Raw genomic sequence first — 26863 nt, 5'->3', positions numbered from 1 at the left:
CCCGGAGTTGCCTTGAGTACGCCAGCCACCGACGACTGGGTCGCGCGCAGCCTGCGCGCGGTCTGGCATCCCTGCACCCAGATGAAGCACCACGAGCGCCTGCCGCTCATTCCCGTCGCGCGCGGCGCGGGCCTGTGGCTGTACGACCGCGACGGGCGCCGCTACTTCGACGCGATCAGCTCGTGGTGGGTGAACCTGTTCGGCCATGCGAATCCGGACATCAACGCGGCGCTGAAGGACCAGCTCGACACGCTCGAGCACGCGATGCTCGCCGGCTGCACGCACGAGCCGGCGATCGAGCTCGCCGAGCGGCTGCACGCGCTCACCGCGCGCACGCTCGGCCATGCGTTCTTCGCGTCGGACGGTGCGTCGGCGGTCGAGATCGCGCTGAAGATGAGCTTCCACGCGTGGCGCAACCGCGGCCGCGCGGACAAGCGCGAATTCGTGTGCGTCGCGAACAGCTATCACGGCGAGACCATCGGCGCGCTCGGCGTGACCGACGTCGCGCTGTTCAAGGATGCGTACGACCCGCTGATCCGCCATGCACACGTGGTCGCGTCGCCCGACGCGCGCGGCGCGCTGCCGGGCGAGACGGCCGCCGACGTCGCGGGCCGCGCGCTCGACGACGTGCGGCGCCTGTTCGCCGAACGCGCCGACCGGATCGCCGCGCTGATCGTCGAGCCGCTCGTGCAATGCGCGGCCGGCATGGCGATGCACGATCCGTCGTACGTGCGCGGGCTGCGCGCGCTGTGCGACGAATTCGGCGTGCACCTGATCGCCGACGAGATCGCGGTCGGCTGCGGCCGCACCGGCACCTTCTTCGCCTGCGAGCAGGCCGGTGTGTGGCCCGATTTCCTGTGCCTGTCGAAGGGCATCAGCGGCGGCTACCTGCCGCTGTCGCTCGTGCTCACGCGCGACGACGTGTTCGCGGCCTTCTACGACGACGACACGACGCGCGGCTTCCTGCATTCGCATTCGTACACCGGCAACCCGCTCGCGTGCCGCGCGGCGGTCGCGACGCTCGACCTGTTCGCGCGCGACGACGTGCTCGCGAGCAACGCGCGCAAGTCGGCCGCGATGCGCGCCGCGCTCGCGCCGCTCGACGCGCACCCGCAGGTGCGTCACCTGCGCGAGCGCGGCACGCTGTTCGCCTTCGACGTCGCGCTCGACGGCGACGCGGCACGCGGCTTCTCGCGGCGCTTCTTCGAACGCGCGCTGGAACGCGAGCTGCTGCTGCGCCCGATCGGCACGACCGTGTACCTGATGCCGCCGTACGTGATGAGCGACGACGACATCGCGTGGCTCGCGCAACGCACGCGCGACACGCTCGACGCGACGCTCGCGGAGGTGGCGCGATGAAGCAATCCTCACGGGAAACGACCATGCCCCTGCTCGACACGCTGCAGCGCGGCCTCGCCGAACTCGATGCGCAGGGCCTGCGACGCGTGCGCCGCACCGCCGACACCGCGTGCGACGCGCACATGCGCGTCGACGGCCGCGACATCGTCGGTTTCGCGAGCAACGATTACCTCGGCCTCGCCGCGCACCCCGCGCTCGTCGCCGCGTTCGCCGAAGGCGCGCAGCGCTACGGCTCCGGCAGCGGCGGCTCGCATCTGCTCGGCGGCCATTCGCGCGCGCACGCGACGCTTGAGGACGAACTCGCCGCCTTCGCGGGCGGCTTCTCCGATGCACCGCGCGCGTTGTACTTCAGCACCGGCTACATGGCGAACCTCGCCGCGATGACGGCCCTCACCGGCAAACACGCGACGATCTTCTCGGACGCGCTGAACCACGCGTCGCTGATCGACGGAATCCGACTATCGCGCGCGACCGTGCAGGTCTACACGCATGCGGACATGGCCGCGCTCGCCGCGCTGCTCGATGCATCGGAGGCCGAAACGAAACTGATCGTCAGCGACACCGTGTTCAGCATGGACGGCGACATCGCGCCGCTCGCCGAACTCGTCGCGCTGGCCGAACGCCACGGCGCGTGGCTCGTCGTCGACGACGCGCACGGCTTCGGCGTGCTCGGCCCGCAAGGCCGCGGCGCGCTCGCGGCCGCCGCGCTGCGCTCGCCGAACCTCGTGTACGTCGGCACGCTCGGCAAGGCCGCCGGCGTCGCGGGCGCGTTCGTCGTCGCGCACGAGACCGTGATCGAATGGATGATCCAGCGCGCGCGCAGCTACATCTTCACGACGGCCGCGCCGCCGGCCGTCGCGCACGCGGTCTCGGCGAGCCTGAAGGTGATCGGCGGCGACGAAGGCGATGCGCGACGCGCGCACCTCGCCGCGCTGATCGAGCGCACGCGCGCGCTGCTGCGCATGACGCGCTGGCAGCCGGTCGACTCGCACACGGCCGTGCAGCCGCTCGTGATCGGCGGCAACGACGCGACGCTCGCGGCGATGCGCTCGCTCGACGCGCACGGCCTGTGGGTGCCCGCGATCCGGCCGCCGACGGTGCCCGCCGGCACGTCGCGACTGCGCATCTCGCTGTCGGCCGCGCATTCGTTCGACGATCTCGCGCGGCTCGAAACCGCGCTGATCGAGGCCAGCGAGGCGGCGGACCACCCCGACGCTCACGCGCGTTCGCTGCCCCCCGAGGAAGCCGCGGCATGACGGCCCCGCTTTCCCTCTTCGTCACCGGCACCGACACCGAGATCGGCAAGACCTTCGTGTCGGCCGCGATGCTGCACGGCTTCGCGCAGCACGGGCTGCGCGCGGCCGCGCTGAAGCCCGTCGCCGCCGGCGCGTACGAACGCAACGGTGTCTGGCATAACGAGGACGCCGACCAGCTCGACGCGGCCGCGAACGTCGCGCTGCCGCCCGAGCTGCGCACGCCGTTCCTGCTGAAGGCGCCCGCCGCACCGCACATCGTCGCCGCGCAGGAAGGCGTGACGCTCGACCTCGACACGATCGTCGCGAGCCACCGCGAAGCGCTGACGCGCGCGGACGTCGTCGTCGTCGAAGGCGTCGGCGGCTTCCGCGTGCCGCTGAACGACACGCAGGACACGGCCGATCTCGCGGTCGCGCTCGGCCTGCCCGTCGTGCTCGTCGTCGGCATGCGGCTCGGCTGCATCAGCCACGCGCTGCTCACGGCCGACGCGATTCGCCAGCGCGGCCTCACGCTCGCCGGCTGGGTCGCGAACCACGTCGACCCGGCCATGTCGTACGCCGACGAGAACGTCGCGACGATCCGCGACTGGCTCGCGCGCGAGCACCGCGCGCCGCTCCTCGGCCGCATCGCGCACTTGGCGCCGGCCGCCCCCGAATCCGCGGCGGCGATGCTCGACATCGCCACGCTCGTCGATACGCTGCGCCACGCGCGGCATTGACCTCCCGATCCCCGCATCCACGACAGGAAAACCACCATGACCCAAGCCCAGACCGCCGCCGTGCAACCCGACGCGATCCCCGTGGCCGCTCCGGCGCCGCAGCGCTGGCGCGTCGCCGACGTCGTCGCGCTGTTCGAGCTGCCGTTCAACGACCTGATGTTCCGCGCGCAGCAGGTGCATCGCGAGCACTTCGACGCGAACGCGGTGCAGCTGTCGACGCTGCTGTCGATCAAGACGGGCGGCTGCGAGGAAGATTGCGGCTACTGCTCGCAATCGTCGCATCACGAAACGGGCCTGAAGGCCGAGAAGCTGATGGACGTCGACACGGTGCTCGACGCCGCGCGCGCGGCGAAGGCGAACGGCGCGAGCCGCTTCTGCATGGGCGCCGCCTGGCGCAACCCGAAGGAGCGCCACATGCCGGCGCTGACCGAGATGGTGCGCGGCGTGAAGGAACTGGGCCTCGAGACCTGCATGACGCTCGGCATGCTGGAAAACGAGCAGGCGCAGCAGCTCGCCGACGCGGGCCTCGACTACTACAACCACAACCTCGACACGTCGCCGGAGTTCTACGGCCAGGTGATCTCGACGCGCACGTACCAGGATCGTCTCGACACGCTCGACCGCGTGCGCGATGCGGGCATCAACGTGTGTTGCGGCGGCATCATCGGGATGGGCGAATCGCGCCGCGAACGCGCGGGCCTGATTTCGCAGCTCGCGAACCTGAATCCGTATCCGGAGTCGGTGCCGATCAACAACCTCGTCGCGATCGAAGGCACGCCGCTCGAAGGCACCGCACCGCTCGACCCGTTCGAGTTCGTGCGCACGATCGCGGTGGCGCGCATCACGATGCCCAAGGCCGTCGTGCGCCTGTCGGCCGGCCGCGAGCAGCTCGACGACGCGATGCAGGCGATGTGCTTCCTCGCGGGCGCGAACTCGATGTTCTACGGCGACCAGCTGCTGACCACGAGCAACCCGCAGACGCAGCGCGACCGCGCGCTGTTCGAGCGCCTCGGCATCCGCGCGAGCCAGGCCGACGCGCTGGCGGAGAACGCGTAAGCGACTGCAGCGCGTTTGGTTTGCAGACGAAAAAGCCGGGGCATGCCCCGGCTTTTTTTCGCCCGCTCGTCGGCGCGCGGCTTTCAGCGCCGCCCGTCACACATGCGCCGCCGCACCGTCGAGCGCCGCGCGCACGCGCTCGACGCGCTGTTCGTCGACGGGCGCCAGCACTTCGCCGCGCGGCCGCACGCCCGAGCCGAAATGCACCGCGCGCACGCCGGTGGCGCGAACGAAATCACCGACCGCGTCGATCGTGAGCCCCGAGCCGGCCAGCACCGTGCAGGTCGAGCCCGCCGCCTGCCGCACCAGCCGCGTGATCGTCGCGACCGCGTCGAGCACCGACGGATGGCCGCCCGAAGTCAGCACCGACGTGACGGCCGGCACGCGCAGCAGCGCGTCGAACGCGGCATTGAGGTCGCGCGACACGTCGAATGCGCGATGGAACGTCAGGTCGCGCCCGTCCGCAGCCGCCGCGACGCGCGCGAGCGCGTCGAGATCGACGTCGCCGCGCGCATCGAGCGCACCGAACACGACGCCGTTCGCACCGGCCGCAACGGCCGCGCGCACGTCGCGCTCGATCACGCGCAGGTCGTCGGCGTCATAGACGAACGAGCGGCTGTGCGGCCGCACGATCACGTTCACCGGAATCGCCACGGCGGCCACGACGGCCTCGATCAGGCCGACGCTCGGCGTCAGCCCGCCTTCGCTGATCGCGGTCACGAGTTCGAGGCGGTCGGCGCCCGCGCGGGCGGCGGCCTTCGCGTCGCCGACGGTGGTGGCGATCACTTCGAGGAGGACGGAGGAAGCGGCGGTTCGGTTCATCGGCGGCTCGCGAATCGTCAGGACAATTCGCGCATCCTAGCCGAGCGGCGTGAACGGCGCCAGCGCGACGCCGTCGCTATGCGCCGTCCGCTTCCTCGTCGATCCAGTCGATATCGCCGCACAGCACATGCTGCGCATCGCCGATGCGCACGGCCACCGACAGCGTCACGCAGGGCTGCGCCTCGTTGATCGACAAGTACGGGCGCGTGACCTGCACGCGTCCGGGCTCGGCGATCGCCGTACGGAAATACGGCCGGCGCAACCAGTTCGCCCCCTGCGCATCGGACAGCGGCGAGAAGCGCGCCTCGGCGAGCGCGCGGTCCGCGCGCAGCACGACGTTGCGGCCCGCCTGGCGGCCCCGTGCGTCGAGCAGGAAGCAGCGCGCGGCGGCGTCGAGCGCGAGGAAGTTCCAGCACACCTCGTCGAGCGGCTCGCCGGCCGCCACCCGCTCGGCCGCACGCTCGAACGCGCGCAGGTACGGCGCGAGCCGCTGCGCGTCGCGCCGCTCGCGCGCTTCGGTTTGTTGCCGAAAACGCTCGGTCAGCTCGCCGATGCAGCCGGTCGCCGTCGCGCTGTCGGGCAGCCCGGGCGCCGGACGGCCGAAGTAATAGCCCTGCACGAAATCGGCCTCGCACGACAGCGCGATCTGTGCGTCGTGCTCGGTCTCGATCCCCTCGACGAGCACGAGCTTGCCGGCCTCGTGCAGCAGCGTGACGAGCCCGTGCAGGATCGCGGTGAGCCCCGTGCGGTGCGCCGCGTGCGACAGCATGATCCGGTCGAGTTTCACGATGTCCGGGTTCAGCTGCCAGATCCGCTCGAGGTTCGAGTGGCCGGCGCCGAAATCGTCGAGCGCGATCAGGAAACCCTGCGCGCGGAATTCGCGCACGGCTTCGGCGAGCCGCTCGATGTCCTCCGCGCGCTGCTCGAGCACTTCGAGCACGACGCGGCGCGGCGGCATGCCGATCCGCTTCAGGTTCGCGAGCAGCGCGGCGGCCTGGAACGGGTCGGTGAGCACGCCCGGATGCACGTTGAGGAACAGCCACTCGCGCTCGGCGCCGAGCAGCGCGAAGTTCTCGAGATGCAGCGCCTGCGCGAGCCGGTCGAGCTGCAGCAGTTCGCCCTGGCGCGCGGCCTCGCCGAACACGTCGAGCGGCGACACCGCCCGGTCGAGCGCGTCATGGGCGCGCAATAGCGCCTCGTAGCCCACCGCCCGCTGGTGCGACAGGCTGAAGATCGGCTGGAACACGGTCGTGAGCGTCAGGTCGCGATGCTGCGTCGCGAGGCGTTCGAGGCCGGAGCTCATCTCCCGCTCGAAACGATACGGCGAAGCGGTGGCCGGACGCTCCTGTTGCACGATCGTCATGGCGCCCTCCTGGCGATGCAGCCGAACGCGGCGAGTGCTTGAAACGGCGCGCGCAATGTCATGGTGGAATCCTCGGTTGTCCGGCCGGTGCCGGACGGTAGGCAAGCATCAAGCAAGGTCCGTGCAAGGGCCGAACACGCGCGCCGCGCCTGCGTGCAGCGCCGCCGCACCAGCGTGGCGCAGGCCGGATGCACCGTTCGCGTGCATGCGCACCGGCGCACTCGAACGCACCCGTCACGTCGCCACGCTAAACTCCGTACGGTCGTTTCATTCTCCGCAATCGCCGTATCGATGGAAATCGTCTTCACAGTCCTGATCCTGCTGCTGACCGTCGCGCTGTCCGGCGCGGTCACGCGCATCCTGCCACTGCAATTGCCGCTGCCGCTGATGCAGATCGCGTTCGGCGCAATGCTCGCATGGCCGAAGCTGAACCTGCACGTCACGTTCGATCCCGAAATCTTCATGCTGCTGTTCATTCCGCCGCTGCTGTTCGCGGACGGCTGGCGGATTCCGAAACGCGAGCTGTACCTGCAGCGCCGCGCGATCCTGATGCTCGCGTTCGGGCTCGTGTTCATGACGGTACTCGCAGTCGGCTACTTCGCGCACTGGCTGATACCCGAGTTGCCGCTGCCGATCGCGTTCGCGCTCGCGGCCGTGCTGTCGCCCACCGACGCGGTCGCGCTGTCGGGCATCGCCGGCAAGGGGCGGATTCCGCCGCAACTGATGCACATCCTCGAAGGCGAGGCGCTGATGAACGACGCGTCGGGCCTGGTCGCGCTGAAGTTCGCGGTCGCGGCCGCGCTGACCGGCGTGTTCTCGCTGCGCGATGCGTCGATCACGTTCGTGATCGTCGCCGCCGGCGGGCTCGCGACGGGCGCGATCGTGTCGTGGGTGTTCAGCGCGCTGTCGACGCGCTTCCTGAACGCCGAGCAGGAAGGCGACCCGGCCCCCGGCATCGTGATGACGCTGCTCGTGCCGTTCGCCGCCTATCTGTTCGCCGAGCACCTGGAGCTGTCGGGCGTGCTCGCGGCCGTGTCGGCCGGGATGATGATGAACTACACGAGCTTCTCCCGCAAAAGCACGGTCGCGTCGCGCGTGCGCGCCGAGAGCACGTGGGCGATGATCGAGTTCGTGTTCAACGGCATGGTGTTCATCATGCTCGGGTTGCAGTTGCCGCACATCATCGGCCGCGCGCTCGTCGACGCGCATCACACGAGCGACGCGCTCGTCGGCCGGATGATCTTCAACGTATGCGCGATGATGCTCGCGCTGTACGCGATCCGCTTCCTGTGGGTCTGGCTGCTGCGCTGGATCGCGAGCCGCCGCGCCGCGCGCCACGGCCTCGCGGGCACGATGGCGGGCGTGCGCACGATCGCGGTGATGACGGTCGGCGGCGTGCGCGGCGCGGTCACGCTCGCGGGCGTGCTGTCGATCCCCGTCGCGCTGTCCGACGGCGCGCCGCTGCCCGGGCGCGACACCGCGATCTTCGTCGCGTCGGCGGTGATCCTCGGTTCGCTGGTCGTCGCGGTGATCGGCCTGCCGTTGCTGCTGCGCGGCGTGCGCTCGACGCGCAATCCGCTCGCCGATGAGGAGCGCACCGCGCGCGCGGCCGCCGCGCAGGCCGCGATCCGCGCGATCGACTCGTCGCACGACGCGATCTCGGCCGCTCTCGACGAATCGGGCGCCGCGCGCTGCGCGGACATCTCCGCGCGCGTGATGGACCAGTATCGCCGCCGCCTGGCCGCGCTCGCCGAGGACGGCCCGACGCCGCGCGCGGAAGCCAAGCAGACCGAAACGATGGAGCTGCAGATGCGGATCGCCGCGGTGCGCGCGGAACGTTCGGTGTTGTACCGGCTGCGCAGCGAAGGCAGGATTTCCGACGAGACGCTGACGAAGCTGATCCGCGAGATCGATCTGTCGGAAACGGCGCTGTCGACGCGCAAGAAAGGGATCATCTGAGCGGCCGCGCCGCGGCGCGATTGCACGGCTTGCCGATAAAAAAACGGCGACGCGCAGGCGTCGCCGTTTTCACATCCGCACGTGTTCGCGTCACTTCGCGATCACGACCGGGATTCCCTTCAGCATCCCCGCGCCCTTCATCTCGTCGAGCGCGTGCTGCACGGCCGCGCTCGTCGCCGCGTCGATGCCGAGTTGCAGCGCGAGCTCGCGCTCCGCGCGCTTCACGCCCGCGAGGTTGCGCACCTTCACGTGACCGAAACCGCGCACGCGGGCGTGAAGATCCGCAAGCTGCGCGACCTGCGCCGCGTTGCCGGCGGTCGTCGCGGCGAGCGCGCGCGTGAGCGTCGTCTCGTAGTCGTCCGCGAGCGCGCGCTCCATCCTGCGCTCGGCGGTGCGGCCGAACGGATCGAGCCACGTGCCGCGCAGGCCGCGCACGCGCGCGAGCGTGCCGAGCACCGGCCACATCCACTGGCCGAACACGCGCTTCTTCGGCGCGCTGCCGTCGCGCCCGGCCTTCGCAACCGTCGGCGGCGCCAGGTTGAACTTCACGCGATAGTCCTGCCCCGGCACGCCTTCGAACTGCGCTTCGAGCGCCGTGCGGAACGCACCGTCCGCATACAGTCGCGCGACCTCGTATTCGTCCTTCACCGCGAGCAGCCGGTAGAACGTCGTCGCGACGGCACGCGTCAGCGCATCGTCGCCCTTCGCGCGCGCCGCGCTCACCAGCGCGCGGTAGCGCTCGACGTATCGCGCGCCGCCGTATGCGTCGAGGCGCGCTTCGCGATCGGCGATCAGTTCGGCGAGCGTCTCGGGCGCAACCGCCGCGGCCACCGCGTGACGCGCGTTCCACAATGCATCGAGGCCCGCCGTGTCGCCGGCCGCCATCCGGCCGATCGCGAACGCGAGCTTGTTCATCGGCACCGCGACGTTGTTCAGCTCGATCGCGCGCATCATCGCGGCGAGCGACACCGGCACGAGACCGAGCTGCCATGCGTAGCCGAGCATCAGGATGTTCGCGCCGATCGAATCGCCGAGGAACTTCGCGGCGAGCGCCTGCGCGTCGCAGCTCGACAGGTAGCCTTCACCGGCCGCATGGTGCATTTTTTCGAGCAGCGCATCCGCGTGCAGGTTCGCGTCCGGGTTCTGCACGAACGACGCGTTCGGAATCCGGTGCGTGTTGACGACGATCCGCGTGCGCTCGTGGCGCACCGTCTGCAGCGCCTCGGCGCTCGCGCCGACGACCATGTCGCACGCGAGCAGCACGTCGGCCTGCTGCGTGTCGATGCGCACCTGGTTCAGCCACCGGTCGCTCGACGCGATCCGCACGAACGACAGCACCGAGCCGCCCTTCTGCGCGAAGCCCATGAAGTCGAGCACCGACGCGCTCTTGCCTTCGAGGTGCGCGGCCATGCTGATCAGCGCGCCGACCGTCACGACGCCCGTGCCGCCCACGCCGGTGACGAGCATGTCGTACGGCGCCGCGTCGAGATGCGTCGCGGGCACGGGCAGCGCGTCGACGCGCACGGCGAGCGCCGCCTCGTCGAACGCCGCGCCCGCGGCCTTCTTCAGCGCCGCGCCTTCGACCGTCACGAAGCTCGGGCAAAAACCGTTCACGCACGAGTAGTCCTTGTTGCACGACGACTGGTCGATGCGGCGCTTGCGGCCGAGCGGCGTCTCGAGCGGCTCGACGGACAGGCAGTTCGACTGCACGCCGCAGTCGCCGCAGCCTTCGCACACCGCGTCGTTGATGAACAGGCGCTTGTCCGGGTCGGGGAACTCGCCCTTCTTGCGGCGGCGGCGCTTCTCGGCCGCGCAGGTCTGGTCGTAGATCAGCACGGTGACGCCCGGCGTCTCGCGCAGCTCGCGCTGCACCGCGTCGAGCTCGCTGCGGTGATGGAACGTCGTGCCCTTCGGGAACAGGCCGTGATGGCCGTCGTACTTCTCCGGTTCGTCGGACACCACGACGAAGCGCGACACGCCTTCCGCCTCGACCTGCCGCGCGATCTGCGGCACCGAGATGCTGCCGTCGACCGGCTGGCCACCCGTCATCGCGACCGCATCGTTGTAGAGGATCTTGTACGTGATGTTCGCTTTCGCGGCGACCGCCTGGCGGATCGCGAGAATGCCCGAATGGAAGTAGGTGCCGTCGCCGAGGTTCTGGAACACGTGCTTCGTGTTGGTGAACATCGCGTGCGCGGCCCAGTCGACGCCCTCGCCGCCCATCTGGATCAGGCCCGTCGTGTCGCGCTCCATCCATGACGCCATGAAGTGGCAGCCGATGCCGGCCTGCGCGATCGAGCCTTCCGGCACCTTCGTCGACGTGTTGTGCGGGCAGCCGGAGCAGAAGTACGGCGTGCGCTTCACCGCGTCCGCCTCGTTCGACAGGATCTGCGGCGCGACGAGATCGACGACGCGCTCGCGGCGATCGAGCGCCGGCTTGTGACGCGCGAGCCAGGTGGCGAACACCGGCAGAATGCGCGACGGGCGCAGTTCGCCGAGCTCGGACAGCAGGCACGCGCCTTCGGCATCGTGCTTGCCGAGCACGCGCGGGCGCGCACCGTCCGCGCGGTTGTACAGGTAGTCCTTGATCTGCTGCTCGATCACCGGGCCCTTCTCTTCGATGACGAGCACTTCCGACAGGCCGTCGACGAAGGTTTCGATCCGCGTCATCTCGAGCGGATACGACAGGCCGACCTTGTAGATCCGCACGCCGGCCGCTTCCAGGTCGGCGACGGTGAGGTCGAGCCGGCGCAGCGCTTCCATCAGGTCGAGGTGCGCCTTGCCGCACGTGACGATGCCGACGTTCGCGTGCGCGCTCGGCGCGATCCACTTGTCGATGCTGTTGGTGCGCGCGAAATGGCGCACCGCGTCGAGCTTCGCCGCGAGACGCGCCTCGATCGTCAGGCTCGGCAGGTCGGGCCAGCGGTTGTGCAGGCCGCCCGCCGGCGGCGTGAAGCCCGTCGGCGCCGGCCATTGCGTCTGCAGCGCGTCGAGATCGACGGTCGAGCCCGACTCGACGGTCTCCGAGATCGCCTTGAAGCCGACCCACGCGCCCGAGAAGCGCGACAGCGCCCAGCCGTACAGGCCGAACTCGAGCATGTCGGCGATGTTCGACGGGTTCACGACCGGCATGTGCCACGCGATCATCGCGAAGTCGCTCTGGTGCGGCATCGACGACGACACGCAGCCGTGGTCGTCGCCCGCCACCACCAGCACGCCGCCGTGCGGCGACGAGCCGTATGCGTTGCCGTGCTTCAGCGCGTCGCCGGCGCGGTCGACGCCGGGGCCCTTGCCGTACCACATCGCATACACGCCATCGACGGTACGCTCCGGGTCGGCCTCGACGCGCTGCGTGCCGAGCACGGCGGTGCCGCCGAGTTCCTCGTTGATCGCGGGCAGGAAGCGCACGCCGCCGCCGTCGAGCAGTTTCTTCGCCTTCCACAGCTGCTGGTCGACCATCCCGAGCGGCGAGCCGCGGTAGCCGCTGACGAAGCCGGCCGTGTTCAGGCCCTGCGCGGTGTCGGACGCGCGCTGCATCAGCAACAGGCGCACCAGCGCCTGCGTGCCGGTCAGGAAGATCCGGCCGCGCGTGGCGGTCAGGTTGTCGGTCAGGCGGTAGTCGGACAGAGCGGGCGTGCCGTCGACGGGCAGTCGGGCGGTCATGGGGATGTCTCCTGATTGTGTGTTCTATGCCGTGCACCGGGGCGTCGGGCGACGCCGGCCGGGGAGCAACTGGATGGCTCTATTTTTTCGCGGGAAGGCGAGAAAGTTTTTTCTCATCTTGCTCGGGCGACGCCGGAGCGAGAAAAACTGCGCAGGTTTTGGCCGGGAATTGAGTGAGTTTTCGCGCGGGGTGGCGGACGGCTTCCGGAAGCGCATCGGCGTGGACGAAGCGGTTGCGTCGAAAACGCGGGGACATGCGGGAGGCGGCCCGCGACCCCTGCGGTGGGCGCTCGCGGGCCGTGTGGCAAGGGTTCGCGCGGCGGAACGGGCGCGTCCTCACCCGTCGGATGCACAGCGTTCGGATTGGTCGTGGATGCGGGATGTCCACAATGCCGGGGACCGCGGGCTGCGGGCGAAGCGGTTGGGCGTGCTCACCGGTCGATTGCACAGGGTTTCGAGTCGCGTCGAAGGCCGGATGTCCACACCTCGATCGCTCCGCGGTTCGAGCGGATGCCGACGCTCACCGTTGAAATTCACAGCGCGACGAGTCGATGCTGGCGGGAGATATCCACACCGCCGGCTTCCTGCCCGGCCACTGCGACGTTCGCTCTCACCTGTCGGAAGCACAGATTTGCGAGTCGATTCGGCGGTGCGATATCCACACCGCTGTCCGCGCTCGCGTTGCTCGGGAGCGGCGGTCCGGTCGTCACGGCAATGCGGGCATGGGTGCGGCGGGCTCGCGTCGGGTGCCGGCTTCTCGCGGATAGGCGTCCCTGCGCGAGCACTGGCGCGGCTTTGGCGTTCACCGGAACATGTCGTCGCGCAACTGAACGCGGCGCAGATCCGCGTGTGGATATCGTCGCCGCCAGACACTAAAAACCCTGTGAATTTCGATGGTGAGCGCCGGCACGCGACCGAACGAAAATGCCGATTCAGGTGTGGACAGCCCAACTCGCGACGAATCGAAACGCTGTGAATTCCGATGGTGAGCGACGGCACTCGATCGAAAGAGCGCGCCGATCCCGGCGTGAACAGCGCGATCCACGACGACTCGAAACGCTGTGAATTCCGATGGTGAGCAGCAGGATGGCGATCGAGCAAGGACGCCGCCCCGGGTGTGGATAGCCCGACCCACGACCACTCGAAACGCTGTGAAATTCAACGGTGAGCGTCGGCACGGTGTCGCACGCAGTCGCCGATTCGGGCGTGAACAGCGGTGCCCGCAACCCCGCCGAGGCCCGTCGGTCGGGGCTCGCACCGACATGGCCGAGCCGCACGCGCCCGCGCTCACCGCTGAAATACACAGCACGTCGACTGGATTCGGCGACCGGATATCCACATCGCGGCACATACTCGAATGAAACGCGCGATCGCGAGTGCGGGTAGAATGCGCGACCCTCGAAGCCGCGATCGACGATCACGAACGGGCGCGCAAGCCGACACCCGGTTCGGCCGGGCGCGACGCTCACCATTGAAATACACAGCGCTTCGAGTGGATCGTGCGGCAGGATATCCACACCGCGATACGCGTGCGGAGCTATCGCCGATCCGCGCGCGCCGTTAGAATGCGCGGCGTTCCGGATTTCGCGACGCCCGGAAGTCCACACCCGGCAAGCCTCACGCGCAATCGGTCGACGGCGCTCACCATTCGAGGGCACAGCTTTTTTCGTCGTCGGGAGCCCGGTTGTCCACACCCTGCCTCGCGCATCCGGTCGCACGACGTCGCACTCACCGGTGAAATGCACAGCATGCCGAGTGGTTTCGAGGCCGGGATATCCACAACCGGCCCGGCGCGAACATTTTCCGCCGGCGCATCGGCAACGTCGGCTTCTGCCCCTGCCAGCGATCGGCATCACATGCCGGAAAGCCCTGCAAATTCGACCTCCGGGTGCACGCTCACCGGTCGAATCCACAGCATTTCGAGTGAACGGCGCGGCCGGTTGTCCACATTCGCTGCGCATCGGGCCGCACCCGCAAGCGCCGTCATTCGGCAATCGAACGGATGATCCGCGCCGGGTTTCCGCCGACCAGCGTATTCGGCGGAACGTCGCGTGTCACGACGGAACCCGCGCCGACGACCGCGTTCTCGCCAACCGTCACGCCGCCGATGATCGTCGCGCCCGCGCCGATCCATACGTTGCGGCCGATCGCGATCGGCCGGGCGACGACGGCGTCGCGTCGGCGGGACGGCTCGACCGGATGACCCGACGTGATGAGACTGACGTTCGGGCCGATCATCACGTCGTCGCCGATGTCGAGGCCACCGAGGTCGTAGAACGTGCAGTTCTGGTTGACGAACACGTTGCGGCCGATCCGCGTATCGGCGCCACCCGTCGCGTAGAACGGCGGGATCAGCAGGAAGCCGTCGTCCAACGGCTTGCCGATCAGTTCTCCGAACAATGCGCGGACTTCGTCCGCATCGTCGAAGGTCAGATGGTTGAGCCGCGCGGTGATCGCCATCGTCCGCTTGAGCTCCGCGCGCATCGCGGCCGATTCCGGCGTGCGTCGCGGAATGATCGTGGTGCGATCGTCGTTCGCCATTCGTTGCTGTTCTCCGTGCGCGATCACACCGGCACGCTGCGCATCACGCAGCACCTGACTCGCCGAATGCGACCGCCTGGCCTGAATTCAATCCCTCGGTCGCCCCGCGCGGGGTGACCCGGTTTTCGTGTTTCGCGCGCGGTCGACGAACGTCGTCCGGGCTCGTGCGACCCGTCACTGATGCTGCCGCATCGGCCGGGCGCCCACACATCAATTCATAACTAGTGAATCAATAACTAGTTATTTCATGAACTTCGGCGACACCGGGCTTTGCGGGAAATTCGTTACCCGCTTGCGCCTTTCGCCCCTGTCCGAACCTCTCCCGCTCGGGTACGCTTGAGCATCCACCGAACCGACACGCACACCGAGACGCGGAGGCGCGATGAAGCTCTACTACTGGCCGAAGACCCGGGCATTCCGGGCGCTGTGGATGCTGGAGGAAATCGGCGCCGTCTACGAGCTCGTGCCGATCGACCTGCATTCGCACGAACAGGGCAGCGACGCGTTCGTCCAGGTCAATCCGATGGCCAAGCTGCCCGCGCTCGACGACGGCGGCGAACCGTTCGCCGAATCCGGCGCCGTGCTGCTCTATCTCGCCGATCGCTGCCCGGACGCCGGGCTCGGCATCGCGCCGGACGATCCGCTGCGCGGTCGCTTCCTGCAATGGATGTTCTTCACGCCCACCTGCCTCGAACCCGCGATGGCCGAGAAATTCACCGGTGCGTCGGGCAATCCCGTCGCCTTCGGCTGGGGCAACATCGCGCGCGTGCAGCGTGCGCTCGCGCAAACGCTCGCCCACAGCCGCTGGCTCGTCGGCGACCACTTCACCGCGGCCGACCTGCTGCTCGCCAGCACGCTGAAGATCGCGTTCGACGCGCACCTGCTGCCGCACGAAGGCGTGCTCGGCGACTATGTCGCGCGCGCCGAGGATCGCGACGGCCATCGCCGCGCGGTCGCGGTCGAACAGCGGGAAGCGGCGCGTCTGCTGCATGCGTGACGCATGAACGGCGCGGCATTCGATCGCGGCTGCCGCGACCGAATGCCGGCGCCGGTTCGCGCCGCTCGCCAGTGTCATGCAGCCGGCCCGGGCGCCTGCGTCGCCGCATCGGCCCCGACCACCACGCCCGGCGAGCCGCGCTCGTCCGTATCGGCGTCGACCGGCACGATTTCGTGAAAATGCGTGTAGTCGATGTGCGTGATGCCGCCTTCGTCGTGCATCAGGTCGACATAACGGTGACGCCAGCGGATTTCCGCATGCGCCCATGAGTAGCGCGCCTGCATGACTTGCGCGGTCGTCTCGTCGGAACCTTCGATGGTGATCAGCAGCGACGCGTCGTGCGCGGCGAGCGACTCGGCGGTTTCACCGAACAGCGGGCTCGTTTCGTCGATCACGTGCATCAGGTTCCAGCCGAGCAGGAAGATCGGATGCTCGCTGCGCACGAGCGGCAGGTCGTGGATCTTGCGCAGCGTATAGCCCTCGTGCGTGCCTTCCAGGCGCATCAGCCGCAGTTTTGCCTGCGCTTCGGCGATCACGTTCTGGCGCGCATTCGCGGCCCGCACCATCAGCGTCATCTGCCCGTTCAGCGGGCGCACGATCGCGTAACGCGCGAACAGGATCTTCGCCTGCGGCCGCGAGAAGCGCGCGAACACGAGGCCGGTCGCCAGCGCGATGCCCGACATCCCGATGAAGATCTCGAAGGTCGAGACGAGGTGCGCGTAGACGGTCTGCGGATGCATGTCGCCGTAGCCGACCGTCGCGAGCGTCTCGACGCTGAAGAAGAACGCGCCGACGAACCCGGGCGGCGACTGGTTCGCGATCGGCGCGTGGCCGAGCAGGTAAAGCGTCGCGAAGCCGCCGTTGAGCAGCAGGAACAGCACCGCGAGCGACAGGAAGAATACGGGCCAGCTCACCGTCAGCGCACGGTGATAGAGGTCGCGCCAGCCGAGCGGCGGCATCCCGTATGCAATCACGGGGCGGGTGCCCGACCAGATCTTGCGGCCGCGGCCGCGGGAAGCTGGGGAGGACGGATCGTCGTTCATCGCGCGAGGCCTGAAGCAGGAAGGCGATGAGCGTAGCACGCGAAGGCGGCGGCCGGGGATGCGGCGCAGGCTTTTCGCCTGAGGCGCAAAAAGCCGGCCGCATGGGCGGCCGGTTTCGTGGTCGTCCCGCCGGCACGCGCGCGGCGTGCGGCGTACTTACTTGCGGTCGACGATCACGCGGTCGAACGTGCCGCCGTCGGCGAAGTGGGTCTTCTGCGCGTTCGCCCAGCTGCCGAAAACCTGCTCGACGCTGAACGTCTTCAGCGGCTTGAACTCGGCCGCATGCTTCTTCAGCACGTTCGCGTCGCGCGGACGCAGATGGTGACGCGCGATGATCTCCTGCGCCTGCGGCGTGTACAGGTAGTCGAGATACGCCTGCGCGACCTTGCGCGTGCCCTTCTTGTCGACGACCTTGTCGACGACGGCGACGGGCGGCTCCGCGAGAATGCTCGCCGACGGGTACACGGCGTCGAATTCCGCCCCCGACGCGCCCGTGTCCATCAGCGCGACCTCGTTCTCGAACGTGACGAGCACGTCGCCGATGCCGCGCTGCGTGAAGGTCGTCGTCGCACCGCGGCCGCCCGAGTCCAGCACCGGGACGTTGCGGAACACCGCCTTCTCGAAGTCGAGCGCCTGCTGGTCGGTCGCGCCCTTCTGCTTCTGGTAGCCCCACGCGGCGAGATACGCGTAGCGGCCGTTACCCGACGTCTTCGGGTTCGCGATGATCACCTGCACGCCCGGCTTCGCGAGATCGCTCCAGTCATTGATCGCCTTCGGATTGCCCTTGCGCACGAGAAACACCATCGTCGTCGAGTACGGCGAGCTGCCGTCGGGGAAGCGCGCGCGCCAGTCCTTCGGCAGCAGCTGGCCGCGCTCGGCGAGCAGGTCGATGTCGTTCGGCTGGTTCATCGTCACGACGTCGGCCTGCAGCCCCTGCAGCACCGACAGCGCCTGCGCGCTCGACGCGCCGTGCGACTGCTTGATCGTCACGGTTTCGCCTGTCTGCTGCTTGTACGCGGCGGCGAAGCTCGTGTTGATGTCCTTGTACAGCTCGCGCGTCACGTCGTACGACACGTTCAGGATCGACGTGTCCGCGTGCGCGGCCGTTGCCGCCACGACCAGCGCCGCCGCGGCGCCCGTATGCAGCCAGCGGCCGATCCCGTTGATGCTTGCCATCGTGATATGCCCCGTTTCCAGTGGTGGTGAATGTGCGTGACGGCACGCGTACGCGCTGTCATCGAAACGTAAGCGGGCATTCTAGCGGCCGGACGCCGCGCGCTTTCCAATCTGTCGTGCAAAGCAAATCTCGAATTCTGCTAAACGGCGCGCGTCGCTCGCGTACGCGCCGGATCCGATGTTAAGATCGCCGCTCAGCCCATTTCACGGTTCATCCATGTCCGCTGCCCTGCGCTCGCCCTCGATCCTTGCCGCCATCGCGGCCGGTGCGCGCGCGGCCGGGCTGAAACTGAAAAAACGACTCCTCGACTGACGGGGACGTCGCGTCCCGTCAGGCGAATGCCGGACGGGATGCACGCAGGTCGTTTCATTCTCCTTGCTCGCATGCCTCGCTCCGGCACACCGCCGGCGGAACGGTTCCTTCCCACTCCGTTTCCACCTTGAGGCTTTTCATGCACACACGTTTCGAAGGTATCTGGCTGCCGATCATCACGCCGTTCCACGACGGCGAGGTCGACCACGGTGCGCTCGCGCGGCTCGCGCGTCGCTATGCGGCGGCGGGCATCGCGGGTTTCGTCGCGGGCGCGACGACCGGTGAAGGCGTGCTGCTCGACGCGCGCGAACAGGACGCCGTGTTCGCGACGCTGCGCGATGCCGTGCCCGGCCTGCCGATCGTCGTCGGGCTCACCGCGAGCGCGACGCACTTCGCGGCCGCCCGCGCACGCGAACTCGCCGCGCTGCGACCCGACGGGCTGCTCGTCACGCCGCCCGTCTATGTTCGGCCGACGCAGGACGGAATCCGCCGCCACGTCGAAACGATCGTCGATGCGGCCGACCTGCCGGTCCTCGTCTACAACATCCCGTACCGCACCGGCGTGAACGTCGAACTGGAAACGCTGCAGGCGCTCGCGCGCGATCCGCGCGTCGCCGGCATCAAGGAGTGCGGCGGGACGCTCGACCGGATGAGCCGGCTCGTGCACGACACGCCGCTCGCGATCCTCTCCGGCGACGACAACCAGAACTTCGCCGCGCTATGTGCCGGCGCGCACGGCGCGATCGCCAGCAGCGCGCACGTGCTGCCCGAATGGCATGTGCGCATTCACGCGCTGCTGCGCGACGGCCGGCTCGCCGACGCGCGACGGCTGTCGGTCGCGCTGCAGCCGCTCGTCGCGGCCCTGTTCGCGGAGCCGAATCCGGCGCCGGTGAAGGCGGTGCTGGCTGCGCAGGGGTGGTGCGAGGACGGGCTGAGGTTGCCGTTCGTGCCGGCGAGCGAGGGGTTGCGGGAGAGGCTGGCAGCAACGCTTGCTGCACTCGACGAGATCGAGCCGGACATTGCCGTGGCATAGGCAGCGACGCGCTGCGCGGCTCGGCAACCAACGAGTTCTGCACCCGAATTGTTTCAAACAGTCAGAACCACCGACAGGCCGTAGCGTGCAAGCTGGGCGTCGGCCGTCACGAGTTTCAGCGGTTCATGCCGAGCCTGCGCGACGAGCAAGCGATCGAACGGGTCGCGATGATGGTGCGGCAAATCACGCACTGCGGCCCCGTGCACGGCACGAACCGGCAGTTCGCGCACCCCGCTCGTGCCGATCGAGCCGATCAATCGCCCCACGTCGATGTCGAGCTTCCCGAGGCCCGCCTTGATGGCGGCCTCCCAGATGCTCGCACTGCTGACGAAGCGCTCGTCGGCTGCGGAAATCAGTTTGCGCGCCCGCGTGCTCAGCTTCGGGTCATTGGTCACGATCCATAGAAAGATGTGCGTATCGAGCAACAAGCGCATCAGCGTCCCTCGAATGCGTCCAGCAGATAATCCGGCAGCGGTGCATCGAAGTCGTTTGCGATCCAGGCCTGACCTTGCAGGACGCCGAATCGCACCGGCAGCTTCGCCGATTCGACGGGATCGACGGGAATTCCGTCAGCCGGGCTCGATACGTCGCCCAGTTGGGACGAGGCGATCGAACATCCATTAGGCAGCTTCGCGTTTTGCATGATGACCTCCGGTACAGGTGTCCATCACTGTAGTCGGGTTCACCCGATCGTTCCATTCGGCCGATCAGCAGAGGGACGCCGACGCGCTGCCACGAAAGGTTTCGTCACGCCGCCAGCGCCACCCCCTCCCCCGCCGTCGCGTCCCGCACCGCCTGCGTGACGATCCGCGCGAGCCGCTCGACGGTCGGCGTCGCCGACGACGTCCGCCGCAGCAGCATCAACGGCAGACTCGGCAGCGCCGGCAGCCCGGACGACGCCGCGTCGAGCACGCGCACCGACGCGGGCAGCCCGTAGTGCGAACGCACCGTCAGCCCGAGGCCGGCCGCCGCCGCGGCCCACAGCCCGGCCAGGCTCGGCGTCGTGAACGCGACGCGCCACGGCACGTCCGCGCGATCGAGCGCATCGGTCGCCGCGCCGAAGAAGCGGCACGGCCGGTCGAACACGACGAGCGGCAGCGGCTCGCCCGACGCGCGCATCGCTCGAAGACGCGCGCCGTCGTCGTCGGCCGCGTCCGCCGGCCCGTCGCCGTCCGGCATCCCGAAGCCGCTCGCGCCAACCGCCGCGATCCACTGCATCGGCACCTGCGCGATCGCGTCGCTGTCGATGCCCGCGCGCGACACCAGCGTCGCCGACGCCGGGTCGCCCCACACGAGCGCGAGATCGAGCTGGTTCGCGTCGAGCCGCTCGAGCAACTCGGCATTGCGCGCGACGCGCGCCTCGATCCTCACCTTCGGATGCGCCCGCGCGAAACGCCCGAGCACGTCGGGCAGGATCGCTTCGCCGAAGTCCTCCTGCAGGCCGACCCGCACCCAGCCGTCGAGATTCACGCCGCGCACCGCCGCGGCCGCTTCGTCGTTCAGCTCGATCATCCGCCGCGCATAGCGCAGCATCGCGTCGCCGGCGTCGGTCAGCGCGAGCCCGCGTCCGGCCTTCACGAACAACGGCGTGCCGGCCTGTTCCTCGAGCTTGCGGATCTGCGCGCTCACCGCCGACGACGAACGCGCGACGCGATCGGCGGCCTTCGCGAAGCTGCCGAGATCCACGCCCGCCACCAGGCTGCGCAACGCCGCGACGTCGAAGTTCGGCCGGGCCAGCGTGGCATCGGGTGCCGCGAGCGCCGCCGCGCCGTGGGCATTGTCTTGTCCGGACATTTCAATCATCCCGTTTTATCGAACGATTCATCAAAAACTTTCCGATTTTCAGGATGAATGTAGGTCGCCACACTGACGATGTCAATTTCCCGAACGGGCCCTGTCGCCATGGATACCTCCTGCCTCGCTTCCCCGTCCTCGCCCGCGCACGCCGCGCGCGGCCCGGCCCATCGCTGGCGCGTGCTCGCGGCCGGCGTCGCCGCGAACATGAGCTTTTCCGCGGCCGCGGCCGGCATTCCGACCACCGCCGTGTGGATGCGCTCGGCCTATCACCTCGACAACGGCGCGCTCGGCCTCGTGCTCGGCGCGCTCGGCTTCGGCGTCGCGCTGTCGGAGTTGCCGTGGGGGATCGCCGCCGACCGCTTCGGCGATCGTCGCGTGCTCCTCACCGGCCTCGTCGCGACGGCCGCGATGCTTGCGCTGATGGTGGCCACGATCGTCCCGACCGCGCACGCGGTGCCGCCACTCATGCGGGTCGTCGCGGCGATGTGCTGCGTCGGCCTGCTCGGCGGCAGCGTGAACGGATCGAGCGGACGCGCGGTGATGCGCTGGTTCGGCGAGCGCGAACGCGGGCTCGCGATGAGCATCCGCCAGACGGCCGTGCCGCTCGGCGGCGGCGTCGGCGCGGCGCTGCTGCCGTCGCTCGCGTCGCATGCGGGCTTCGCCGCGGTGTACGGCGCGTTGATGCTGCTGTGCGCCGGATCGGCCGCGCTGACGTGGCGCTGGCTGCACGAACCGCCCGAGGCGCCGGCCGGCGCGCACCGCCCCGTCGCGCAGCAACCGCCGGCCGCGCCCGCGCGCAGCCCGCTTGCGAGCGGCCGCGTGTGGCGCATCGTGCTCGGCATCGGCGCGCTGTGTGCGCCGCAGTTCGCGGTGCTCACGTTCGCGACCGTGTTCCTGCACGATTTCGGCCGGCTCGGCCTGGCCGGCATCAGCGCGGCGATGGTCGCGCTGCAGCTCGGCGCGATGGTGATGCGCGTGTGGAGCGGCCGCCATACCGACCGGCACGGCAACCGACGGGCGTACCTGCGCGGGTCGGTGTGCGTCGCGGCCGGTTCGTTCGCCCTGCTCGCGGCCGCCACCGCCGGCAGCCCGCACGTGCCGCTCGCCGCGATCGTCGCGATCCTCGTGTTCGCCGGCATCTGCGTGTCGGCGTGGCACGGCGTCGCGTATACCGAACTCGCGACGCTCGCGGGCGCGAACCACGCCGGCACCGCGCTCGGGATGGCGAACACGATCGTCTATCTCGGGCTGTTCGCGACGCCGCTCGCGATTCCGCCGCTGCTCGCCGTCGGTTCGTGGAGCGTGGTCTGGCTCGCGGCCGCGCTGATCGCGGCTGCGACCTGGCCGCTGTTCGCGCGGTAACGACCACGATCGCCAGCGCGCGGCACGCGCGGACGTCGTCCCGCTTGCGGCACATGCATGCAGCCCATCGCGCGCATGCCACGACGTCCGCCCACCGTCATGCCGCCTCGCGCGCCAGCGCACGCCGCGCGGCCGGCCGCTCGGCCTCGCGCTGCGCGTGCGCGGTCCACGCGGGATGCCGCGCCATGTCGAGCCCGATCGCGACGCCCCAGCGATACAGCACCAGCAGGAACGGATCGACGATCGAATGGCCGCCCGGCTCGGCCCACGTGCGTCCGTCGGCGAGCGCGGCTTCGATCGTGGCGTTCGCCGCGTCGATCACGTCACGCCCGTGCGCGCTGACCGCACCGTGCAGCGCCGGATCGCCGATGAAGCGCCCCGGCCGCCACAGCGTGCCGTAGCCGACGCCATGCACCCAGCCGACCAGCCAGGCGAGCCATTCGTGACAGCGCGCCTCGCGCAGCGGATCGTCGAGCGGCAGCAACCGCGCGTCCGGATGACGACGCGCGAGATACGTGAGGATCGCGGGCGTTTCGGTCAGCACGCGCGGCTCGCCCGGAATCGCGAGTACGGGCACGCGCGCCTTCGGGTTGATCGCGAGATAACGCGCATCGAGGTTCTGCTGCTCGCGCACGGACACGATCTCGATGTCGAACGGCGCGCCGGTTTCCTCGAGCGCGATGTGAGCGGCGAGCGAACATGCGCCCGGAGAAAGATAGAGACGATAGGCGTTCATGATGGCGTTGCCCGGTGGGCCCCTGTTGAAAGACGGCACCGAGTGTAGGAACGCATCGACCGCCGCCGCAAACGATGGATTGTCGTGCTCGGGCATTAGTGATACTAATGCGCGATGCGACGCATTCACCTTCCCCCGCTGCAGACGTTGCGTGCGTTCGAAGCCGCCGTGCGGCTGCAGAGCTTCACGCGCGCGGCCGACGAACTCGCGCTCACGCAGGGCGCGGTCAGCCAGCACATCCGCGCGCTCGAAGCGCAGCTCGGCCATCCGCTGTTCACGCGCGAGCGCAGCGGCGCGACGCCGACACATGCCGCGCATGCGCTCGTGCTGCAGGTGCGCCAGGGCCTGAGTGTGCTCGAACGCGCGTTCGAGCCGGCGCTTGCCGCGCGCAACCGCCCGCGTACCTGCGACGTCACGCTGAACGTGAGCGTGCTGCCGAGCGTCGCCGAGCGCTGGCTCGTGCCACGCCTGCCGCGCTTCGCGGCCGCGCATCCGCACATCGCGATCGTGCTGCATCCGGACGCGGCGCTCGCGCCGCTGCGCAAGCGCGACCGCATCGACGTCGCGCTGCGCTACGGGCCCGGCAGCTGGCCGGGCGTCGTCGCCGAGAAGCTGATGAACGAGACGGTGTTCCCGGTCGCGAGCCCCGCGTACCGCAATCGCGACGGCATCGCGCCGCGCGCGCCGGCCGATCTCGTGCGCGCGACGCTGCTGCGCCATCCCGCGCAGCCGTGGGAACCGTGGTTCCAGGCCGCGCGGCTCGACCTGACCGAATCCGCGCGCGCGCCGCGCTTCACCGACGCGAACGCATTGATCGACGCGACGCTGAAAGGACGCGGCGTCGCGCTCGCGCGCCGCTCGCTGATCGAACCCGAACTCGCGGCCGGCACGCTCGTGCGCGTGTCGACGGTGCGCGTGACCGACGTGTATGCGCACTATGTGGTGTGGCGCCCCGATCATCCGCGCGAAGCGGCGATCCGTACGTGGCTCGACTGGCTGCGCAGCGAAGTGCGGCGCCGGACGCCGCGCCGCTGACACACGGCGCCCGCCTGCGCGGCGAAGCGCGCGAAAGCATTTAGTCGGCTCGACGAAAGCCGTTCGCGATCATGCTCCGGTCGCAAACGATTCACCGAATCGTCGCATCGCACCGGCATACTCGAAAACGTTTCCCGATCCGCCTGCCAGGAGAGAAGTCATGCGTCGCGTTGCCCTCGTCGTCGTTCTATGTGCCGCCACCGTCATCGCCGCCTGCAGCGACGACGCGCCGCACGACGCGCACGCGGCCGACGCCTCCCAACAGGCCGGCGCATCGCCCGGCTCCGCGAGCGCGTTCAACAGCGACGCGGGCGCGCACGCCGCCGCGTCCGATGCCGCGCCGCTCGCGCCGCCCGTCGTCCACTACCCGCCCGACGATGACGACGACACGAAGCCCGCGGCGAACGCGGGCGCGTCCGGCGTCGCCGCATCGTCGGCGCACTGATCCCGCCGTTCCCGTCCCTGCCCCCCCCCGATCGCAGAACCGAGGTGAAATAACATGACGTCATCCAGCCGCCGCCGTTTCCTGCATACCGTCGCACAATCCGCGGGCGCGGCCGTCGCGCTCAATGCGTTCCCCGAATCGATCCGCCGCGCGCTCGCGATTCCGGCCGCGCGCGGCACCGGCACGATCCGCGATGTCGAGCACATCGTCGTGTTCATGCAGGAAAACCGTTCGTTCGACCATTACTTCGGACACCTGCGCGGCGTGCGCGGCTACAACGACCGCTTCCCGATCCCGCTGCCGAACGGCAAGCCGGTGTGGTACCAGCCGTCGAAGGAAGATCCGGCGAAGCCCGTGCTGCCGTTCCGGCTCGACACGAAGACGACCAGCGCGCAGTGCCTCGGCGCGCTCGACCACTCGTGGGCGAAAACCCACGCGGCGATCGACGGCGGCCGCTACGACCAGTGGCCCGCGAACAAGACCGACATGACGATGGGCTATCACGTGCGCGAGGACATCCCGTTCCACTACGCGCTCGCCGATGCGTTCACCGTGTGCGACAACTACTTCTGCTCGCTGCCGGGGCCGACGCACCCGAACCGCTCGTACCTGATGACGGGCACGGTCGACCCGACCGGCAAGTTCGGCGGCCCGCTGCTCGACAACGCCGACTACGTCGACGGCGACCTGCCGCCCGCGTACCAGCTGCTGTCGTGGACGACCTTCCCCGAACGGCTCGAGGCGCGCGGCGTGTCGTGGCAGATCTACCAGCAGGGGCTCACGTGGGCCGATCCGTACAACGGCAACTACGGCACGAACATCCTGCAGAACTTCACGAACTTCATCAACGCGAAGCCGGGCTCGTCGCTGTACCAGCGCGCGCAGACGGTGCGCACGCTCGACAACCTGAAGGACGACGTGATCAACGACCGCCTGCCGCAGGTGTCGTGGCTGCTGCCGCCCGCCGTGTTCTCCGAGCACCCGAAATACACACCGGCATACGGCGCGAACTACACGTCGCAGATCCTCGACGCGCTCACGGCGAATCCGGACGTGTGGGCGAAGACGGTGCTGTTCATCATGTACGACGAGAACGACGGCTTCTTCGATCACGTCGTGCCGCCGCAGCCGCCGACGTCGGCCGCGCAGGGCGCATCGACCGTGACCACCGACGGCGAGCTGCACACGGTCGTGAATCCCGGCCGCGGCGGCAGCTACACGGCCGACGGCCTGCCGTACGGCCTCGGGCCGCGCGTGCCGATGACGGTCGTGTCGCCGTGGTCGAAGGGCGGCTTCGTGTGCTCGCAGGTGTTCGACCACACGTCGGTGATCCGCTTCATCGGCGAGCGCTTCGGCGTCGACGAACCGAACATCACGCCGTGGCGCCGGACCGTCTGCGGCGACCTCACCGCCGCGTTCGACTTCCGTTCGTCCGACGTGTCGTTCCCGACGCTGCCCGACACGAGCCAGTACCGCTCGATCGCCGACCAGCAATGCACGTCGCAACCCGCGCCGACCGTGCCCGCGACGCCGTCGCCGATCGATCCGCAGGAACCCGGCGTGCGGCCCGCGCGCGCGCTGCCGTACGAACTGCACGTGAACGCGAGCCTCTACGGCGGCAACACGCTGCGCATCGAGTTCGCGAACCGCGGCAACCAGGGCGCGCACTTCCAGGTGTACGCGACGAACCGCACCGACGGCCCGTGGCGCTACACGGTCGGCGCGCGCCGCGTGCTGCACGCGGACTTCGACCTGACGGAGACGAACGGCGCGTATGCGTTCTCGGTGTACGGGCCGAACGGCTTCGTGCGGATGTTCGCGGGCAACGTGTCGGCCGCGACGGCGCGCCGCCGCAACCATGCGCAGCCGGAAGTGAAGGCCGGCTACGACATCGCGAACGGCAACCTGTACCTGAAGCTGCGCAACCATGGCGCGGGTCACGTGACGCTGACGCTGGCCGACAACGCATACGGCACGCCCGCGCGCCAGGTGACGCTGCACGGCGGCGACGAACACGTCGAGCAATGGGCGCTCGCGTCGAGCCATCACTGGTATGACGTGACGGTGAGCGACGGCGCGAACGGCACGTTCTCGCGCCGCTTCGCGGGCCACGTCGAGAACGGCCGGCCGAGCTACTCGGATCCGGCCGCGGTGCGCCCCGTTTCCGCGTCGTAAGCGCGGCGGCACGGCG

At 69.4% G+C, this 26863-nt stretch carries 21 protein-coding genes; 11 read left to right on the top strand and 10 right to left on the bottom strand.

Features of this window, described 5'->3' with window-relative positions:
* Nucleotides 1–12 precede the first annotated feature (12 nt).
* From bioA to bioB, 4 genes are read left to right on the top strand one after another with little or no spacing between them, the layout of a single operon-like run.
* Nucleotides 13–1359 carry an adenosylmethionine--8-amino-7-oxononanoate transaminase gene (bioA, locus tag WS46_RS18715; RefSeq protein ID WP_059523950.1) on the top strand — a complete coding sequence of 449 codons (1347 nt, stop codon included), beginning with the start codon at nt 13–15 and terminating at the stop codon, nt 1357–1359.
* A 23-nt stretch (nt 1360–1382) separates the two neighbouring features.
* Nucleotides 1383–2615, top strand: coding sequence for an 8-amino-7-oxononanoate synthase (bioF, locus tag WS46_RS18710; RefSeq protein ID WP_059691400.1), 1233 nt, complete (start codon nt 1383–1385; stop codon nt 2613–2615).
* On the top strand, nt 2612–3331 hold the full coding sequence (gene bioD / locus WS46_RS18705; RefSeq protein WP_059691399.1) for a dethiobiotin synthase: 720 nt from the start codon (nt 2612–2614) through the stop codon (nt 3329–3331). Before bioF ends, bioD begins: the two co-directional genes overlap by 4 nt.
* A gap of 36 nt (nt 3332–3367) precedes the next feature.
* Nucleotides 3368–4387: a biotin synthase BioB gene (gene bioB / locus WS46_RS18700; RefSeq protein ID WP_059523944.1), complete on the top strand. Its 1020-nt coding sequence runs from the start codon at nt 3368–3370 to the stop codon at nt 4385–4387.
* A gap of 96 nt (nt 4388–4483) precedes the next feature.
* Here bioB and WS46_RS18695 read toward each other — a convergent pair whose 3' ends face one another.
* A complete protein-coding gene (locus tag WS46_RS18695) occupies nt 4484–5209 on the bottom strand; it encodes a copper homeostasis protein CutC (RefSeq protein ID WP_059523942.1) in 726 nt (241 codons plus the stop codon).
* Between the two features lie 76 nt (nt 5210–5285).
* The gene (locus WS46_RS18690) at nt 5286–6572 is read right to left on the bottom strand and encodes an EAL domain-containing protein (protein WP_059691398.1); all 1287 of its coding nucleotides are present in this window, start codon (nt 6570–6572) and stop codon (nt 5286–5288) included.
* Nucleotides 6573–6863: 291 nt separating this feature from the next.
* Between WS46_RS18690 and WS46_RS18685 the strand changes: the two genes are divergently transcribed.
* The gene (locus tag WS46_RS18685) at nt 6864–8531 is read left to right on the top strand and encodes a Na+/H+ antiporter (protein WP_059691397.1); all 1668 of its coding nucleotides are present in this window, start codon (nt 6864–6866) and stop codon (nt 8529–8531) included.
* A 90-nt stretch (nt 8532–8621) separates the two neighbouring features.
* Here WS46_RS18685 and WS46_RS18680 read toward each other — a convergent pair whose 3' ends face one another.
* Nucleotides 8622–12194: an indolepyruvate ferredoxin oxidoreductase family protein gene (locus tag WS46_RS18680; protein WP_059691396.1), complete on the bottom strand. Its 3573-nt coding sequence runs from the start codon at nt 12192–12194 to the stop codon at nt 8622–8624.
* A 1983-nt stretch (nt 12195–14177) separates the two neighbouring features.
* The gene (locus WS46_RS18675; RefSeq protein WP_059691395.1) at nt 14178–14735 is read right to left on the bottom strand and encodes a sugar O-acetyltransferase; all 558 of its coding nucleotides are present in this window, start codon (nt 14733–14735) and stop codon (nt 14178–14180) included.
* A gap of 382 nt (nt 14736–15117) precedes the next feature.
* On the opposite strand from WS46_RS18675, the gene WS46_RS18670 reads away from it, so the two are divergent.
* Entirely contained in the window at nt 15118–15732 is a 615-nt protein-coding gene (locus WS46_RS18670; protein ID WP_059691394.1) for a glutathione S-transferase family protein, read from the top strand.
* Between the two features lie 74 nt (nt 15733–15806).
* On the opposite strand, the gene WS46_RS18665 is transcribed toward WS46_RS18670, so the two are convergent.
* Both WS46_RS18665 and WS46_RS18660 read right to left on the bottom strand, forming a co-directional pair.
* Nucleotides 15807–16775 carry an ion channel gene (locus tag WS46_RS18665; RefSeq protein WP_059691393.1) on the bottom strand — a complete coding sequence of 323 codons (969 nt, stop codon included), beginning with the start codon at nt 16773–16775 and terminating at the stop codon, nt 15807–15809.
* 156 nt (nt 16776–16931) lie between these two features.
* Nucleotides 16932–17951, bottom strand: a complete 1020-nt coding sequence (locus WS46_RS18660) for a sulfate ABC transporter substrate-binding protein (protein WP_059523927.1) — start codon at nt 17949–17951, stop codon at nt 16932–16934.
* Nucleotides 17952–18403: 452 nt separating this feature from the next.
* Here WS46_RS18660 and dapA point away from each other — a divergent pair, with 452 nt between their 5' ends.
* The gene (gene dapA / locus WS46_RS18655; RefSeq protein ID WP_059691392.1) at nt 18404–19297 is read left to right on the top strand and encodes a 4-hydroxy-tetrahydrodipicolinate synthase; all 894 of its coding nucleotides are present in this window, start codon (nt 18404–18406) and stop codon (nt 19295–19297) included.
* 53 nt (nt 19298–19350) lie between these two features.
* On the opposite strand, the gene WS46_RS18650 is transcribed toward dapA, so the two are convergent.
* From WS46_RS18650 to WS46_RS18640, 3 genes are all read right to left on the bottom strand, one after another.
* Complete coding sequence (locus WS46_RS18650; protein ID WP_059523923.1) at nt 19351–19731, bottom strand: type II toxin-antitoxin system VapC family toxin; 381 nt, start codon at nt 19729–19731, stop codon at nt 19351–19353.
* Nucleotides 19731–19940, bottom strand: coding sequence for a hypothetical protein (locus WS46_RS18645; RefSeq protein WP_059691391.1), 210 nt, complete (start codon nt 19938–19940; stop codon nt 19731–19733). The genes WS46_RS18650 and WS46_RS18645 overlap by 1 nt, the downstream gene beginning before the upstream one ends.
* Nucleotides 19941–20044: 104 nt before the next feature.
* Complete coding sequence (locus WS46_RS18640; RefSeq protein ID WP_059691470.1) at nt 20045–21091, bottom strand: LysR substrate-binding domain-containing protein; 1047 nt, start codon at nt 21089–21091, stop codon at nt 20045–20047.
* A gap of 108 nt (nt 21092–21199) precedes the next feature.
* Here WS46_RS18640 and WS46_RS18635 point away from each other — a divergent pair, with 108 nt between their 5' ends.
* Entirely contained in the window at nt 21200–22456 is a 1257-nt protein-coding gene (locus tag WS46_RS18635) for an MFS transporter (RefSeq protein ID WP_059691390.1), read from the top strand.
* 97 nt (nt 22457–22553) lie between these two features.
* Here the strand turns inward: WS46_RS18635 and WS46_RS18630 are convergent, their stop codons facing one another.
* The gene (locus tag WS46_RS18630) at nt 22554–23192 is read right to left on the bottom strand and encodes a glutathione S-transferase family protein (RefSeq protein WP_059523917.1); all 639 of its coding nucleotides are present in this window, start codon (nt 23190–23192) and stop codon (nt 22554–22556) included.
* A 114-nt stretch (nt 23193–23306) separates the two neighbouring features.
* On the opposite strand from WS46_RS18630, the gene WS46_RS18625 reads away from it, so the two are divergent.
* The 3 genes from WS46_RS18625 (at nt 23307) to WS46_RS18615 (ending at nt 26847) form a co-directional block, all read left to right on the top strand.
* A complete protein-coding gene (locus WS46_RS18625; protein WP_059691389.1) occupies nt 23307–24227 on the top strand; it encodes a LysR substrate-binding domain-containing protein in 921 nt (306 codons plus the stop codon).
* Nucleotides 24228–24387: 160 nt separating this feature from the next.
* Nucleotides 24388–24672: a hypothetical protein gene (locus tag WS46_RS18620; RefSeq protein WP_059691388.1), complete on the top strand. Its 285-nt coding sequence runs from the start codon at nt 24388–24390 to the stop codon at nt 24670–24672.
* A gap of 54 nt (nt 24673–24726) precedes the next feature.
* Nucleotides 24727–26847 (top strand): phosphocholine-specific phospholipase C, encoded by a 2121-nt coding sequence (locus WS46_RS18615; RefSeq protein WP_059691387.1) that lies wholly within the window; start codon nt 24727–24729, stop codon nt 26845–26847.
* The last annotated feature ends 16 nt before the right edge of the window (nt 26848–26863 follow it).

The organism is Burkholderia sp. RF4-BP95, from assembly GCF_001521985.1.
GTDB classification, from domain to species: Bacteria; Pseudomonadota; Gammaproteobacteria; order Burkholderiales; family Burkholderiaceae; genus Burkholderia; species Burkholderia diffusa.
This window is presented reverse-complemented; position numbering and strand designations above follow the sequence as displayed.

Excerpts from the sequence above, each read along its gene's own strand:
- WS46_RS18615 (WP_059691387.1), top strand. The coding sequence starts at position 24,727 with ATGACGTCATCCAGCCGCCGCCGTTTCCTGCATACCGTCGCACAATCC.
- WS46_RS18685 (WP_059691397.1), top strand. The coding sequence starts at position 6,864 with ATGGAAATCGTCTTCACAGTCCTGATCCTGCTGCTGACCGTCGCGCTG.
- bioF (WP_059691400.1), top strand. The coding sequence starts at position 1,383 with ATGCCCCTGCTCGACACGCTGCAGCGCGGCCTCGCCGAACTCGATGCG.
- WS46_RS18660 (WP_059523927.1), bottom strand. The coding sequence starts at position 17,951 with ATGGCAAGCATCAACGGGATCGGCCGCTGGCTGCATACGGGCGCCGCG.
- WS46_RS18625 (WP_059691389.1), top strand. The coding sequence starts at position 23,307 with ATGCGACGCATTCACCTTCCCCCGCTGCAGACGTTGCGTGCGTTCGAA.
- dapA (WP_059691392.1), top strand. The coding sequence starts at position 18,404 with ATGCACACACGTTTCGAAGGTATCTGGCTGCCGATCATCACGCCGTTC.
- WS46_RS18675 (WP_059691395.1), bottom strand. The coding sequence starts at position 14,735 with ATGGCGAACGACGATCGCACCACGATCATTCCGCGACGCACGCCGGAA.
- WS46_RS18630 (WP_059523917.1), bottom strand. The coding sequence starts at position 23,192 with ATGAACGCCTATCGTCTCTATCTTTCTCCGGGCGCATGTTCGCTCGCC.
- bioD (WP_059691399.1), top strand. The coding sequence starts at position 2,612 with ATGACGGCCCCGCTTTCCCTCTTCGTCACCGGCACCGACACCGAGATC.
- WS46_RS18620 (WP_059691388.1), top strand. The coding sequence starts at position 24,388 with ATGCGTCGCGTTGCCCTCGTCGTCGTTCTATGTGCCGCCACCGTCATC.
- WS46_RS18640 (WP_059691470.1), bottom strand. The coding sequence starts at position 21,091 with ATGTCCGGACAAGACAATGCCCACGGCGCGGCGGCGCTCGCGGCACCC.
- bioB (WP_059523944.1), top strand. The coding sequence starts at position 3,368 with ATGACCCAAGCCCAGACCGCCGCCGTGCAACCCGACGCGATCCCCGTG.
- WS46_RS18690 (WP_059691398.1), bottom strand. The coding sequence starts at position 6,572 with ATGACGATCGTGCAACAGGAGCGTCCGGCCACCGCTTCGCCGTATCGT.
- WS46_RS18670 (WP_059691394.1), top strand. The coding sequence starts at position 15,118 with ATGAAGCTCTACTACTGGCCGAAGACCCGGGCATTCCGGGCGCTGTGG.
- WS46_RS18695 (WP_059523942.1), bottom strand. The coding sequence starts at position 5,209 with ATGAACCGAACCGCCGCTTCCTCCGTCCTCCTCGAAGTGATCGCCACC.
- WS46_RS18665 (WP_059691393.1), bottom strand. The coding sequence starts at position 16,775 with ATGAACGACGATCCGTCCTCCCCAGCTTCCCGCGGCCGCGGCCGCAAG.
- WS46_RS18680 (WP_059691396.1), bottom strand. The coding sequence starts at position 12,194 with ATGACCGCCCGACTGCCCGTCGACGGCACGCCCGCTCTGTCCGACTAC.
- WS46_RS18635 (WP_059691390.1), top strand. The coding sequence starts at position 21,200 with ATGGATACCTCCTGCCTCGCTTCCCCGTCCTCGCCCGCGCACGCCGCG.
- WS46_RS18645 (WP_059691391.1), bottom strand. The coding sequence starts at position 19,940 with ATGCAAAACGCGAAGCTGCCTAATGGATGTTCGATCGCCTCGTCCCAA.
- WS46_RS18650 (WP_059523923.1), bottom strand. The coding sequence starts at position 19,731 with ATGCGCTTGTTGCTCGATACGCACATCTTTCTATGGATCGTGACCAAT.